We start from the raw sequence: 12,833 nt of genomic DNA, 5'->3' as shown, positions 1-12,833 counted from the left end.
CAGCGCGCTGAGCGGGGGTCGCTCCGGGGTTACGGTGGCGTTCATGCAGCGGATGAACATCGCGGGCGGGGTCGCGCTGGAAGTGACCGCGCGCCCACAGGCGGGGCTGCGGTTCGAGGTCGGTGGGCAGCGCCGGATGGTGCTGCGGCAGGGTGACGCGGTGGTCATGCTGGGGAGCGTCGACCGGCATCACTACGGCGTCGACATCTATCGGACCGGCGCCTACCGGTCACCGATCGCACCGATCACGGCCGTGGAGGCCCGTGAGCGCAGTGTCTGGTTGCACTGGTTCGCTACGGCGCTGAGCGACGCCGGGACGGGTCCGCTGCATGACGGATCGTGGCTGCTGGAGGAGGGTTCGCTTCCCTCGTACGTGTTGCGCGGTGCGGAGATCCGCGATTTTCCCAGCGCCTACCTGGACTGGTTCGGCGGCTGGCACGACGTGGTGCCGCTGGGGGAGCTCGCCGGCGAGGGCGACGGGCGCGTCAAGGCGTACCGGAAGCTCGTCAGAGATCGGATTCTGCCGCCGCTGCTGGTGTGGTGGGCGAGCGGACTGGCCGGCTGGGTGCTGCTCGACGGGCGTGCCCGGCTCGCCGCGGCGCTGCTGGAGGGGGTGAGACCACCCATCGTGGTGTTGAGCCGCCGGGAGAACGCGGACGAGCGGCAGCTGGGGTTCGAGCACGCGGCCCGGCGGTTCGAGTCGGTGATCCGCTCGCAGCCGGAGGCCTTCAACCCGCTGGTGCGCGCTCTGGCGGACACTCACGCTCACATCGAGCGATCACCCGGCCGTACGCGCGCCTGGCCCCTCGCCGGCGGTGAGCAGGCCTGGCGTTCCCTGGCCGGAGCCGCGTCGCCGAAGTGGCTGGCGGAGACGGACGCGGGGTGAGACGGACGCGGGGTGAGACGGACGCGGGGTGAGAGGGACGCGGAGTCAGAGGGACGCAGGGCGGGAAGCCGTGATTGGCGGGGACGGACGCCGGGTAGTCGGCACGGCATGAACGTTCTGCGTAGTCTCGGGCAGGCCGCCCTTGGTGCCGTGCTGGTCACCGCCGGTACGGGGCATCTGACCACCCAGCGTGAGGAATTTCAGGCGCAGGTGCCGTCGTGGTTCCCCGTCGACCCGGATCGGGTTGTTGTCGCGTCGGGGTTCGTGGAGCTGGCGCTCGGTGCGGCGCTGCTGGCGACGTGGAAGCAGCCGGCCCGGCGCCGGCTGGGGATGCTCGCGGCGGGCTTCTTCGTCGGAGTGTTCCCGGGCAACATCGCGCAGTTCGCGGAGCGGCGGGACGGCTTCGGGCTGGACACCGACACCAAGCGGGCGTTGCGCCTGCTCGGCCAGCCCGCCCTCGTGGCCTGGGCCCTGGCAGCCACGCGCGCCGAGAAGAAACATTGACGTTTGACCGCATGTGCACACTGGGCAACGTGCTTGACGTTTGATCAAGGACGGAGGCGAGTGATGCACGCACAGGACTATGTGGTGGCGATCATCTTCGGTGCGGTGATCGGCGTGGTGGCGCGGATCCTGCTGCCGGGGCGGCAACGGATCGGCGTGATCCTCACGGTGCTGATCGGCATGGGGGCGGCCGTGGCCGGGACCTGGGTCGCCGACCACTGGGACCTGCACAGCGACCATTTCCTGAACGTCGCCGGGCGAAGCTTCGACTGGCTGGTCATCGCCGTCCAGGTCGGCATCGGCATCCTCGGCGTAGCCGTCGCAGCCCTCCTGGCCCGCGCGTTCTCCACCGAGCCCGCAGACCGCGACTGAACCACCGAGCCCGCGGACCGGCGACGAAAGGGCTAGGGCGCATCTGAGGGATCACGACGGCCTGCGCCGGGCCCAGCTTCCGTCTCGCGGCGTGGGATTGAGGGGCGAATACAACACCGGTATTCACCCCTCAATCCCCCTTGCGACACGAAACCTGGACCTCGCCACAGCCTCGCCGTGATCCCTCAGATGCGCCCTAGGCGAGCAGAGCCTCGCGCATCTCTTTCCCCGGGTTGATCGAGCCGACGATCTGGTTGCCGGCCGGGTCGTACACGTCGATGGAGTTGTTGCGGCGCATCTGCTCGCGCACGGGTGGCGGGAGCGGCGGCGGGTCGCCCATGGCGTCGCGGATGTCGCGGGCGGTGAAGATGAGCCGGCGGACGAGGGCGGCGCCGTCCGCGTCGACCCAGACGCGGCCGTGTTCCCAGCCGTCGACGACGAGGTCGAGGATCTCGAAGACGTGGGCGAGGAGGGGTTCGGGCGCGGTGACGCGTACGGTCCGGCGGGCCTGGGTGCCCAGGACCGTGACCGCCGCGGCGACCTGGACGTAGGGGTGCAGGGCGACGGGGAGTTCGAAGAGTGGCCACCGTAGGTGACCTCCGGCGGCCTGCCACAGCGGACGGTAGTTGCGGCGGTCGACCACGAAGCCCCGGCCGGTACGCCGATGCAGCTCGGCGACCTGCGCGAACAGCTCGTTGTGCGCGGAGTCCGCGAACTCGCGCACCACGACGGCAGCCACGGCGAGCCCGTCGTCACCGTCGAGCAGCCGCGTGACCTCGCCGGCCTGCTCCGGGAACCGCACCTGCACGTGCCCGCCGAACCGGTGCCGGACGTCCTCGAGCAGCGCCCGCTGCAGGTCAGGGTCGTGCTGAGCCTGCGCCCTGCCGGCCCCGCGCCGTAACCACCGCATGTCGCCTCGCTTCACAAAGCCGCACCACGAAACCGCACCGCGAAACCGCACTACGAAACCGCACTACGAAAAGCAGGAGTAATCGCGGCAAGAGTAGTGGAGATCGGGTGAACAAGCCCGCCGCCCCGTCCGTGTACCTTGCGAAGGCAGTGCCGCAGCGTGGAGTACGGGGAGGGCGAATGCCGAGCACAGAGATCCATGTTCCCGAACTGATCAAGATCGGTGAGGGGGTCGGCAGGGTCGCGGAGCGGTTGCACCGGACGGCGGCAGACGTCGAGGGCTGGTCGTCCCAGGGTGGGAACGCGGTGGAGGGCTCGTATCTCTGCGCGGGAACGATGTATTCGACCGCCGACGCCTGGTCCCGGGAGCTCGATCAGCTCGCCGGCGCGGTCAAGAAGCTCGGCGCGGATCTCACGACGACGGCGACCGACTACCAGTCGTACGACGATCTGACCGCCCAGCAGTTGCGGCAGATCAGCGACCCGACGTTCGGTCCGGCGTACTGATGCGCAACATCACCCTGAAGGGCCTGCTCGAGGCCGACACCGCCACTCTGCGTGCGGTCGCCGATCACTGGCTGACGCTGGTCGACGCGATCGACACCACGGTCGGGGATCTCGGTGCGGAGACCGGTGACCTGCAGTTCTACTGGACGGGCGACGACTCGGTGGCCGCGCAGGAGCGGGTGGCGAAGCTGCGGACCCAGATCGGCAACGCGCACGTCAAGTGCGCGGTCATCGCCGACGCGATGCGTGACTTCGCCGACGATCTCGACCATTACAAGAAGATGCTGCACAACGTCGTCGACGAGGCGCGCGGTGGCGGCATGACCATCGACCTGGCAGCCGGCACGGTCACCGCGCAGCTCAGCGCCGCCGGGGACCAGCAGCAGGCCCAGGCGAGCGTGGACGCGTACGTCTCGCAGATCACCGAGATCCTCGAGAAGGCCTCCGACGTCGACATGAAGACGCGCAAGGTGCTCGACGCGAACTCGGTCGGCGAGAACGAGGACCTGTCGTCGACGCTCGACTACCGCGAGGAGATCGACGCGGTCACGCTGAGCTCGTTCCCGACCCTGACCGAGACCAGTCAGGCCTCCATCTGGCACTACTCGCACCCGATGGAGAAGGATCGCCTGCTCAACAACTATCCCGAGATGATCGGCGCGGCGCGCGGCCTGCCCAGCGAGGACCGCGACCGGGCGAACCGGGTCCTGCTCGATCGGGAGCGGACCGTTCTGATGCGCGAGCGGACGTCCCCGGACAGCGGGGCCGTGAGCAGCCGCCTCGCCGCGATCGACCGGCTCGAGAGCCGCCTCGACGATCCGGGCAAGCCGAAGGTCTATCTGGTCGACTACAAGCCGGGCGACGAGGAGAACACCGAGCTCACCGCGGCCGACCCCATGGTCGACGACGCCTGGTCCGGCTCCCACTCGACCTACGAGAAGTACTACAACGACTGACCGGAGCGGGAAGGTGATCTCGCCGGCTCTGAGCGATCCTCACGGGCGCCGCGCTGTCCGGTCCTGCTCCGGGACCTCACCGGTGGCATAGAGATGGTCCACCCGTGCCCAGGCCGAAGCGGCCGCCTCCGCAGACCCCGCGGCCGCCTCGGCCCCGGCCAGCCGCGCCTGCGCCGGCACCTCCAGGTACGCCGCATCGCAGTCCGCGAAACATCGTGCCGCCCGCCGCAGCTCGGCGAGGTGTTCGCCGGCGCGGCCCTCGTCCTGCCACAGGTCGGCGAGCGAGAGGTGGATCCGCCCCTCGAGCAGCGCGTCGGCGTGCTCGTGCGCGACCGCGACGGCGAGACCGAGGTGGGCCCGCGCGTCGTCGAGCTCGTGCCGGTGCAGGGCCAGGTCTCCGAGGCCGTGCAGCGCGTAGCCGTAGCCCACGCCGCGGTCCGGCCCGAGCACCTCACGCACCCGGCTGAAAGCCAGCGCCGCGGCGGTCAGGTCGCCGACCGCCAGGCAGGAGTAGCCCGTCCAGTAACGGGTCTGCGCGATCAGGAGCGGCCGGCCCAGGTCGGCGGCGACCTGCTCGGCGCGGGCCAGCACCTCCGCCGCCGGCTTGTGGTCGCCGCGGTCCAGATGGACCTGCCCGATGAAGCGCAGCGTCTGACACTGCCCGACCAGGTCTCCGGCGTCCTCGTAACCACCGAGGGCCTGTTCGAAGAGTACGAGTGCCCGCGCCGACCGGCCCCGGCGGCGCAAAGCGTTGGCCAGGGTGCGCCGGGCGATCGCCAGCCCGTGCCGGTCACCGGCCGCGGCGAGCAGCTCGACGGCCCGGCCGAGCTCGGCGATCCCGGAGACCCCGTCGCGCCGGCCCCCGGCCACCAGCGACGGCTGCCCCAGACACGCGAGCACGATGCCCTCACCTCGCCCGTCGCCGGCCGCCCGGCAGGCCCGCAACGCCGTCAGATGCGTGGTCAGCCAGTCGTCGTGCTCGCTGCGCAGCGTGTAGAACTCGTGCGCCGACACCGCGAGATCCCAGGCCAGCGCGGCGTGCCCGAGTTGCGCGGCGACCTCGACGGCGGCGCGCAGCGACAACCGTTCGGCCCGGAACCACCCGATGGGGTCGGCATCCACCTCGGCGTACGCCTCAGCGGGCAGCACGGCGTCCGGGATCTCGCTGTGGACGACCTCGAAGTCCCCGCCGTACAGCCCGCGGTGCGCACGCCGGGCCAGGGTCAGCAGCGCCGTGCACACCCTGGCGAGCAACGCGTCCCGCTCGGCCGGGTCGGGCCGCTCCGCCAGCGCGCGCCGGTACGCGTACTCCCTGGTCAGGTCATGGAACCGGTAGCGCAACGGCGCCGTGGTCGTCTCCACCATCGACGCCGCCGCCAGTTCTGCCAGCCCGGCCCGGGCCTGCGCCGCGTCACCGGTCAGCGCCACCGCCGTCCACACCCCGAACGCGGGCAGCGGCAGCAGACCCAGATCGGTGAACAACCGGCGATGGGCGGGTTCGAGTGGCGCCAGCCCGGCTTCGAGGGTCCGCGCCAGGCTCGCGTCACCGAACGCGTACGCCGCCGGCCCCTGCGCCCGCAGCCGCCGGGCCAGCTCCGCCGTCGGGCGTGGATGGTCGTGCACGCGCAGCGCCGCGACCACCCGCAGCGCCAGCGGCAGCCCCCCGCACAGCCCGATCACGTCCCGGATCGCGTCCTGCTCGCCGTCGAGGTCGATCCGTGAGGCCGCCACGATCGACGCGAACAGCGTCGCCGCGTCGTCGTCGCCGAGGGGCTCCAGCGTGCCCACGTGATGGGCGCCCTGCACGTCCGGCAGATGCCGCCGGGTCGTGACCAGCACCCGGCAGCCGTCCCCGGCCGGGATGAGGGGACGGATCTGCGCGGCACTGCCGGCGTCGTCGAGCACCATCAGCATCCGCCGGTCGGCCACCAGCGTCCGGAACAACGCGCCCCGCTCGGCGGTCGACTCCGGTATCACCGGCGCGTCCAGCGCCCGCAGGAACTGCGCCAGGATCTCACCGGGGTCGGCCGGGTCCGCCGAGGCGCCGCGCAGCTCGGCCCACAGCTGACCGTCCGGATAGACCGCGAGACGGCGGTGCGCGGCCTGCAGGGCGAGGGCGGTCTTGCCGATGCCACCGAGACCCGGCACCACCATGATCCGGTACGGCGACCCGGCGCGCAGCAACCACACCAGCTCGGCGAGCAGTGGCTCCCGCCCCACGAAATCGGGCGGCGCGGCCGGCAACTGACGGGGCACCGCGGACGCACCGCGTACCGGCTGCTCGGGCAGCGGCAGCGCCTTGCTCACCCCGTCGTCGTCGCCGCGCCCGATCGCGTACTTCAGCATGCGCAGCTCCGCGTCGGGCTCACCGATCTCGGCCTGGAGCGCCTGCGCGTACCGCTCGTAGACCTCGATCGCCTCGGCCCGGTGCCCGCTGCGGTAGAGGGCCACCATCAGCAGCCGGTGCAGCTGATGATCGGTGGCGAACTCGTTCGTCACCCGCTGCAGGTCGCCCAGCATCCCGGCGAACTCGCCACGCTGGACCCGCAGCGTGAACAGCCGCACCGCGACCCGCTTGCGCCGCTCCTGCAGCCCGTGAGCCACGGTCGCGAAGACCGGCCCCGGCACGTTGGCCAGCGGTCGCGGACCCCGCCACAGCCGCAGCGCCCGGTCCAGCAGGCCGGCCTCCTCGCCGGGCCGGTGCCGCTGACCGGCCGCGTCCGCCGCGACGGTGAGCTTCTCGAAGGCGAGCAGGTCGAGCTCGTCATCGGCCACCCGCAGCTCGTAGCCGAAGCGGGTGTGCGTGACGATGTCATCCGGGCGCCCGACCCGGCGCCGCAGTGCGGAGATCGCCTTGTGCAGCTGCGCCTCCTGCACGTGCGGCGTACCCCAGGCCATCCGCAGCAGCTCGGCGTGCGGCAGCCGCTTGTTCGGCTGGACCAGCAGCGCGGCGAGAACCTTGAGCTGCACCCCGGTCGGCAGCGGCAGCGGCTGCCCGCCACGCGGTTCACGGATCTGCAGCTCACCCAGGACTTCGTAGATCACGTCGCGCCTCCGCACCTCGGCACTGTCTCCACCGTAGGGCCAACCCGAAGCCATGGGTAGCGCTGCGGTAGGGCGCTGGTAGCCGCCCGTGACTGAATCGCCTGACGTGACGGACGGCGACGATGAGGTGACGAGCGGATGATCGACCACCACCACGGCACCCTCGACCGGATCGTCGACACCGAACGGCGGTCACTGCGCCCCATCGGAGCCACGGCGTACGAGGTCGCCGCCCGCACCGGCGACCAGCTCACCGCCCTCGCGCGCCTGCCCGGCGTCCTTCTCTACCGCGGCGTGCGTCTTGCGGGCCACGCACCGCCGATCCCGTACGCCCTCAGCGCCGGCACCCGCCTCGTCCTCGTCGACACCGTCGCGTGGCCACCCGGCTCGTACGCGACAACCCCCGGCGGGGCGGTGCTCTGCGACACCACCTACATAGGCCAATCGGCGCACCTGCTGCTCGGCGCCGTCCGCAGACTGCGTCGCCTGCAACCTCGCGGGCACCGTGTCACCGCCGTGGTCGTCGTCCACCCCAGCATCGCGGGCACCCTCACCCTGCCCGGCGCCACGGGCACCGAGCTCACCTGGACCCACGCCGCCTGCGCCGTCCCCACCATCGCCCATCGCCTGCGCCGCCATCGCGCGTCACCCGGCCCGTCCCGCGCACAGACCGCCCTGACCGTCGCCACCGCGCCCCTCAGCTGACCCCGTTCCGTAGGGGCGGCCGGCTGACCAGATGCGGTCGAAGTCGCTGGTGAAGTGCTGGAACCAGCGGGCGTCGCGATGGGCGAACAGCGGCAGGGCCGGCTCGGCCGCGCCGTTGCGGTGCGAGTAGATGTCGATGTGCAGGTGCCCGTGTGACGTCTCGGGGTCGACGGCGATCATCCCGAACGCCGGCACGAAGTCCAGCATCCGGATCTGCAGGGTGCCCGGCCCGGCCGCGGCCCGCACGGCGAGGGTGTCGAGCAGGTCGACTGTCGGCCGGAGGCGGTGCTCGAAGATCTCCGGCCTTTCGGGGACGGTGCTGCGGCGGGCGGCCTCGCCGAGCGGGGCGGCGTCCGGTGCGATCAGGACGATCCGCACGGTTGCGCCGGCGTCCAGGCGCCGCTGCAGGGTGGCGTGGTGGTTGCGCATCGTCCGGCCCAGGGTCACGCCGAGGATCCGGATGTCCTGTGCCTGGCTGAGGTCGATGTCCATGCCGGAGGTGGACGCGGCGAGCAGCCGGTCGCGGCCGCCCAGGTGCTGGCGGGTCAGCCGGCTGAGCTCGGCGACATCGCCGGCCAGGTTCTGCTGGGTGGTGCGGCTGTGCAGGGAGCTGACGGCCAGCAGGCCGAGCATCGTGAGGGTGGCCCCGCCGGTGACGGCGGTGCTGACGACATCGAACGTGCCGAGGATGCCGACGGCGACGGCGGCGGCGATCGTCACGACCAGGTCGAGCTGACGGACGCGGAGCATCATGGTCCACCTCGTAGGGGTGCGTGGCGGGATGAACACTCAGCGTAGCAGCCTTAGTGTCGCGTTGACACAAACGCCGTCCGGCACTTAGTGTTGATGTGACATAAAGACCCCTGCGAAAGGAAACGCCATGCGTAAGCTGCTCACCCTGATGATCACCGCGGCGACCGTCGGCCTGCTCGCGGCCACCGTCCCCACCGGACCCGCCCTCGCCGAACCGGTCTGCCAGGCCGGCACCAACTGGGACGGCGTCCTGAAGATCTGCCGCTGACCGCACCACCCCTGCGGCAGCGCTCCCATCAGCGCTGCCGCAGGATCGGCGGGTTCAGGGTCGTCGCACCGCCCGCCCGGTAGAGGGCCGCTGGGCGCCCTGTCACCGGCAGTCGCCGCCCGCCCGTGGGCTCGACGAACCCCTCCGTGCCGGTCACCTTGCGGCTGAAGTTGCGCGGATCCAGCGGCTCGCCCCACACGACCTCGTACACATTGCGCAGATCGCCGATCGTGAACTCCGCCGGGCAGAACGCCGTGGCGATCGTGGTCAGCTCCAACCGGCGCCGGGCCCGCTCCACCGCCTCGTCCAGGATCAGGTCGTGGTCGAACGCCAGCCCCGCGCGGACCTCCTCCACCGGCATCCACGCGGCGGTGGACGCATCCGACCCGGCCGTCGGGATCGGCAGATCCGGCATGATGGCCAGGTAGGGCACGCTGACCACCCGGCCCCGCGGATCCCGGTCCGGCGCGCCGTAGACCGCGAACTGCTCGAGCCGCAGCGCTGCGCCGTCCAGCCCGGTCTCCTCGGACAGCTCCCGCACCGCCGTGGCGCCGATGTCCTCACCGACGCGCACGAACCCTCCCGGCAGCGCCCGCCTGCCCTCGAACGGGAAATTCCGCCGCGTGATGACCAGCACCTGCAGCTTGCCGTCCCGGACGGTCAGAATGACGAGGTCCGCCGCGATCCGCAGCTGCGCATGGTCTCGATCAGCCATGTCGCGAGCATATCTTGATGTTGAAGTGACAAAAAGCTCCCCTAAGGGTTGATCGGGGGTATGACCCGATAGCTGGACGGGCTCCGGTCGGCCAGGCTCAACCCATGCTCGCCGACCTGATGAACGCCGCGGCCGCCCTCGTCCAGTGGCTGTCCACACTCGACCAGGGATTCGTCCTGCTCGCCACGTTCCTGTCCAGCGTCGTCGAGATGACCTTCCTGCTCGGACTGCTCGTCCCCGGCGAGTCGGTCGTCATGCTCGCCGCGTCGCTCGCGGGCAGCCCCGCCGGCTTCGCCCTGGTGGTCACCGTCGGCACGGCGGGTGCGCTCACCGGCCAGATTCTCGGGTACGCCGTGGGCCGCACATTCGGCCCGCGACTCCGTACCACCCGCCTGGGCCGCCGCATCGGCACCGAACGGTTCCAGCGCGCCGAGGCGTACCTGCGTGACCGGGGCGGACCCGCGCTCGCCGCCGTCCGCTTCGTCGCCGTCGTGCACGCCGTCGTCCCGATCGTCGCGGGCAGCGTACGGATGCCGTTCGGTCGTTTCGTCGGCTGGTCCGCCCTGGGCACCGTGATCTGGGTCAGCACCTTCGCCGGGGTCGGCGCGGCCACCGCGGGTCTCGGCTCGGCCGGGGGAGCGGCAGCGGTCCTCGCCGCGGTCGGCGCGATGTTCCTGGGCGTCATCCCCCTCGCGGCCAAGGCCCTGCGCCGGCCCCGCCGCATCCGCCCCGAAGAACTCACCCTCGCCGCCTGATTTTGTCGCAACGGTTCACCGGCCCGGCGCGTGTCACCCCCGTGACAGCTAATGTCGAACCGGTCAGAGCCGGTGTCAGGCAGGGGGAGCCGACGATCGTGGCTCCGCCCGCGAACTTCGATGAGCTGTACGCCGCCCACTACGGCGACCTCACCGTGCAGCTCTACATGTACTTCGGCGACCGGCAGGAAGCCCACGACGTCGTCCAGGAAGCGTTCTGCCGGGCGTACGCGAGATGGCGCACCGTGTCGCGCTACGAGGACCCGGTCGGCTGGATCCGCCGGGTGGCCTGGAATCTGGCGCTCAGCAAGTGGCGGCGTACCAGAACCGCTCTGTCCTTCCTGAGCCGGCAGCGGCGCACCGAGGTCCGCATCGAGGGCCCCGGCCCGGAACGGGTCGCCGTGATCGCCGCCCTGGCCACCCTGCCCGAACAGCAACGCCGCGTGGTCGTGCTGCGCTACATGGCCGACCTCACCGTCCCCGAGATCGCCGTACGCGAAGGAGTCGCCGAAGGAACCGTGAAGTCCTGGCTGCACCGTTCCCGGACAGCACTGGCCGCCCACCTGGGAACAGCAGAGGAGACACCGTCATGACCGACCGGACCGAACTGCTGCTCGCCGAGGCCCGCACCCAGGCCATGCGCGAGGTCTTCCCCCCGGGCGCCGACCAGGTACGCCGTACCGTGCGCCGCCGCCAGGGAATTGCCGCCGGCCTCGGCGTGGTCCTCGCCATCGCCGCGATCACCTCGGGGATCGCCCTGGTCAACGACCGCCACCCGGCCACCAACGCCCCGCCCGCGGCCCCCTCATCGGGCCCGTCCGAGAACCTGGACGTTTTTCCCACGCCTGATCCCACCGCCGAGGCCCGCATATCAGCGGCCGATGACGCGCTGGGCGACCCGGACAAGCAACCCTGGGTCGTGGCGACGTCGGGAGTGGTGACCGCGGACTACGAGAACGCCGCCATGGACCTCGCCGCCGACGACTACCAGTTCTACCTCTACTGCGTGGGCGAGGGCACCGTCGACATCGTCCTCAAGGACGGCCAGTACGGCGACAAGAAGATGGCTGCCGGCACGGCGACCTGCTCCGACAACCCCGAACCGGCGATCCTCCCGTTCACCCAGCCCGCCGCCAACCGCTCGCGTGTCTTCCTCAGCGGCGACGCCAGGGCCGCGGAGAAGGCCAGCTTCTCCTTCAAGATCGTCCGGACCTCGGAGATCGTCACCGAGGCGAGCCAGGAGAGCAAGACGAACGCCACCGCCGCTGCCGCCCTGCTCGACGGTTCCGGGCTCCCGGAACCCGCGAAGATGACCACCGAGCAGGACAAGACCGCAGACGTCACCAAACCCGCCGGGAACTACCGGGTGACGGTCAGCTGCCACGGGCCGGGCAAGGTCAGCTTCCTCGTGCGCACCGGCAAGACCCTGCGCGACGGTACGGTCGCCACGAACGGCCAGACGGAAGGCACCGTCACCCACGAGTGCAAGGGCGACGGCGAGTTCAGTTCGTTCGCCTCGATCACACTCGCGGCCGGCTCGGGCCTCTCCATCACCGCGCAGGCGGACTCCGCGGCCCGCAACAAGGCCGGCTGGGCGTACCTCGTGATCCCCGGCTGAGTCCCTTGTGTCGTCGATCTACCCTGCGCGCATGTTTGACGGGGAGATTTCACTGAAGACCACACGCGCATGCGCCGCGGTCGCTGCCCTCGCGGCGACCGCGGCGCTCGCCGCCTGCAATCCCGGCACCGACACACCAGCCGTTTCGTCGCCTCCCGTTTCCTCGCCCTCGGCCTCCGTGGCCGCGCCTTCCTACTTCGGCAGCGACGGGTACGGCAAGCTCACGATCGGGATGTCGGAGAAGGACGCACTCGCCACGGGTGACCTGCGGACCGACCCGGTCTCCACGGTTCTCGACAAGAACGTCTACTCGTTCGCAGACGGTCCCGAACCGGACGCCAAGCAGATGGCCTTCGACGAGAAGATCGAGAAGGCGGTCGAGGCCGCGGACAAGTCGACCGACACCTCCGCCGCGGGCAGCGCCAAGGCAGCGAAGGCCTACGCCGATTCCACCCAGCGCCTCTACGACCGTCTCATCGCCTACCTGACCGACGGCGGTGCCAGCTTCACCAAGGGCAAGCTCGTCTCGATCGCGGCGGACAAGGACGCCGAGACGGAGGCGGGCATCAAGCGCGGCTCCAAGGTTGCCGAGCTCAAGACCGCCTACGACGGCAAGGGCCTGACCGGCAACGACAAGGACGGCTACGAACTCCCGATCACCGGCCACAACGGCTGGCGGATCCGCTTCGAGGCCGACAAAGGCACCATCAAGTACATGTCACTGGGCAAATAGCTTCCCCCTGATCAGTACGCCGTGAGCCCGGCCCGCCTCCGCCTGTCCACCCAGGAGGGGGGCCGGTTTGGCGCTCGCGGGAGCAGCGGGTAATGTTTTGCGAGCCG

At 71.0% G+C, this 12,833-nt stretch carries 15 protein-coding genes; 11 read left to right on the top strand and 4 right to left on the bottom strand.

Annotated features, from left to right (window positions below; genetic code table 11):
* Positions 1-43 precede the first annotated feature (43 nt).
* The 3 genes from Aco04nite_RS07755 to Aco04nite_RS07745 all read left to right on the top strand — a co-directional run bounded on the left by Aco04nite_RS07755 (position 44) and on the right by Aco04nite_RS07745 (position 1,762).
* A complete protein-coding gene (locus Aco04nite_RS07755) occupies positions 44-886 on the top strand; it encodes a hypothetical protein (RefSeq protein ID WP_212996499.1) in 843 nt (280 codons plus the stop codon).
* A gap of 108 nt (positions 887-994) precedes the next feature.
* Positions 995-1,390 (top strand): DoxX family protein, encoded by a 396-nt coding sequence (locus tag Aco04nite_RS07750; protein WP_212996498.1) that lies wholly within the window; start codon positions 995-997, stop codon positions 1,388-1,390.
* Between the two features lie 63 nt (positions 1,391-1,453).
* Positions 1,454-1,762, top strand: coding sequence for a GlsB/YeaQ/YmgE family stress response membrane protein (locus Aco04nite_RS07745; protein WP_212996497.1), 309 nt, complete (start codon positions 1,454-1,456; stop codon positions 1,760-1,762).
* A 196-nt stretch (positions 1,763-1,958) separates the two neighbouring features.
* Here the strand turns inward: Aco04nite_RS07745 and Aco04nite_RS07740 are convergent, their stop codons facing one another.
* On the bottom strand, positions 1,959-2,672 hold the full coding sequence (locus Aco04nite_RS07740; RefSeq protein WP_212996496.1) for a hypothetical protein: 714 nt from the start codon (positions 2,670-2,672) through the stop codon (positions 1,959-1,961).
* A 179-nt stretch (positions 2,673-2,851) separates the two neighbouring features.
* On the opposite strand from Aco04nite_RS07740, the gene Aco04nite_RS07735 reads away from it, so the two are divergent.
* Entirely contained in the window at positions 2,852-3,178 is a 327-nt protein-coding gene (locus Aco04nite_RS07735) for a hypothetical protein (RefSeq protein ID WP_212996495.1), read from the top strand.
* Positions 3,178-4,134, top strand: a complete 957-nt coding sequence (locus Aco04nite_RS07730; RefSeq protein WP_212996494.1) for a WXG100 family type VII secretion target — start codon at positions 3,178-3,180, stop codon at positions 4,132-4,134. The genes Aco04nite_RS07735 and Aco04nite_RS07730 overlap by 1 nt, the downstream gene beginning before the upstream one ends.
* 39 nt (positions 4,135-4,173) lie before the next feature.
* On the opposite strand, the gene Aco04nite_RS07725 is transcribed toward Aco04nite_RS07730, so the two are convergent.
* Positions 4,174-7,179 (bottom strand): ATP-binding protein, encoded by a 3,006-nt coding sequence (locus Aco04nite_RS07725; protein ID WP_212996493.1) that lies wholly within the window; start codon positions 7,177-7,179, stop codon positions 4,174-4,176.
* Between the two features lie 138 nt (positions 7,180-7,317).
* Between Aco04nite_RS07725 and Aco04nite_RS07720 the strand changes: the two genes are divergently transcribed.
* On the top strand, positions 7,318-7,884 hold the full coding sequence (locus Aco04nite_RS07720; RefSeq protein ID WP_212996492.1) for a hypothetical protein: 567 nt from the start codon (positions 7,318-7,320) through the stop codon (positions 7,882-7,884).
* Here Aco04nite_RS07720 and Aco04nite_RS07715 read toward each other — a convergent pair.
* Complete coding sequence (locus tag Aco04nite_RS07715) at positions 7,825-8,637, bottom strand: hypothetical protein (RefSeq protein ID WP_212996491.1); 813 nt, start codon at positions 8,635-8,637, stop codon at positions 7,825-7,827. The genes Aco04nite_RS07720 and Aco04nite_RS07715 overlap by 60 nt on opposite strands.
* Positions 8,638-8,764: 127 nt before the next feature.
* Here Aco04nite_RS07715 and Aco04nite_RS07710 point away from each other — a divergent pair, with 127 nt between their 5' ends.
* On the top strand, positions 8,765-8,905 hold the full coding sequence (locus tag Aco04nite_RS07710) for a hypothetical protein (RefSeq protein WP_212996490.1): 141 nt from the start codon (positions 8,765-8,767) through the stop codon (positions 8,903-8,905).
* A gap of 28 nt (positions 8,906-8,933) precedes the next feature.
* Here the strand turns inward: Aco04nite_RS07710 and Aco04nite_RS07705 are convergent, their stop codons facing one another.
* Positions 8,934-9,620, bottom strand: coding sequence for an NUDIX hydrolase (locus Aco04nite_RS07705; RefSeq protein ID WP_212996489.1), 687 nt, complete (start codon positions 9,618-9,620; stop codon positions 8,934-8,936).
* A 104-nt stretch (positions 9,621-9,724) separates the two neighbouring features.
* Here Aco04nite_RS07705 and Aco04nite_RS07700 point away from each other — a divergent pair, with 104 nt between their 5' ends.
* The 4 genes from Aco04nite_RS07700 to Aco04nite_RS07685 all read left to right on the top strand — a co-directional run bounded on the left by Aco04nite_RS07700 (position 9,725) and on the right by Aco04nite_RS07685 (position 12,726).
* Positions 9,725-10,375, top strand: a complete 651-nt coding sequence (locus Aco04nite_RS07700; protein ID WP_212996488.1) for a DedA family protein — start codon at positions 9,725-9,727, stop codon at positions 10,373-10,375.
* 98 nt (positions 10,376-10,473) lie between these two features.
* Positions 10,474-10,968, top strand: a complete 495-nt coding sequence (locus Aco04nite_RS07695) for an RNA polymerase sigma factor (RefSeq protein ID WP_438874905.1) — start codon at positions 10,474-10,476, stop codon at positions 10,966-10,968.
* Positions 10,965-11,993 (top strand): hypothetical protein, encoded by a 1,029-nt coding sequence (locus Aco04nite_RS07690; protein ID WP_212996487.1) that lies wholly within the window; start codon positions 10,965-10,967, stop codon positions 11,991-11,993. Before Aco04nite_RS07695 ends, Aco04nite_RS07690 begins: the two co-directional genes overlap by 4 nt.
* Positions 11,994-12,024: 31 nt before the next feature.
* A complete protein-coding gene (locus Aco04nite_RS07685; protein ID WP_212996486.1) occupies positions 12,025-12,726 on the top strand; it encodes a hypothetical protein in 702 nt (233 codons plus the stop codon).
* The last annotated feature ends 107 nt before the right edge of the window (positions 12,727-12,833 follow it).

It is taken from the genome of Winogradskya consettensis, assembly GCF_018332715.1.
Taxonomy (GTDB): domain Bacteria; phylum Actinomycetota; class Actinomycetes; order Mycobacteriales; family Micromonosporaceae; genus Actinoplanes; species Actinoplanes consettensis.
This window is presented reverse-complemented; position numbering and strand designations above follow the sequence as displayed.

Coding starts and splice junctions, on each gene's coding strand:
- Aco04nite_RS07755 (WP_212996499.1), top strand. CDS start 44: ATGCAGCGGATGAACATCGCGGGCGGGGTCGCGCTGGAAGTGACCGCG.
- Aco04nite_RS07750 (WP_212996498.1), top strand. CDS start 995: ATGAACGTTCTGCGTAGTCTCGGGCAGGCCGCCCTTGGTGCCGTGCTG.
- Aco04nite_RS07745 (WP_212996497.1), top strand. CDS start 1,454: ATGCACGCACAGGACTATGTGGTGGCGATCATCTTCGGTGCGGTGATC.
- Aco04nite_RS07740 (WP_212996496.1), bottom strand. CDS start 2,672: ATGCGGTGGTTACGGCGCGGGGCCGGCAGGGCGCAGGCTCAGCACGAC.
- Aco04nite_RS07735 (WP_212996495.1), top strand. CDS start 2,852: ATGCCGAGCACAGAGATCCATGTTCCCGAACTGATCAAGATCGGTGAG.
- Aco04nite_RS07730 (WP_212996494.1), top strand. CDS start 3,178: ATGCGCAACATCACCCTGAAGGGCCTGCTCGAGGCCGACACCGCCACT.
- Aco04nite_RS07720 (WP_212996492.1), top strand. CDS start 7,318: ATGATCGACCACCACCACGGCACCCTCGACCGGATCGTCGACACCGAA.
- Aco04nite_RS07715 (WP_212996491.1), bottom strand. CDS start 8,637: ATGATGCTCCGCGTCCGTCAGCTCGACCTGGTCGTGACGATCGCCGCC.
- Aco04nite_RS07710 (WP_212996490.1), top strand. CDS start 8,765: ATGCGTAAGCTGCTCACCCTGATGATCACCGCGGCGACCGTCGGCCTG.
- Aco04nite_RS07705 (WP_212996489.1), bottom strand. CDS start 9,620: ATGGCTGATCGAGACCATGCGCAGCTGCGGATCGCGGCGGACCTCGTC.
- Aco04nite_RS07700 (WP_212996488.1), top strand. CDS start 9,725: ATGCTCGCCGACCTGATGAACGCCGCGGCCGCCCTCGTCCAGTGGCTG.
- Aco04nite_RS07690 (WP_212996487.1), top strand. CDS start 10,965: ATGACCGACCGGACCGAACTGCTGCTCGCCGAGGCCCGCACCCAGGCC.
- Aco04nite_RS07685 (WP_212996486.1), top strand. CDS start 12,025: ATGTTTGACGGGGAGATTTCACTGAAGACCACACGCGCATGCGCCGCG.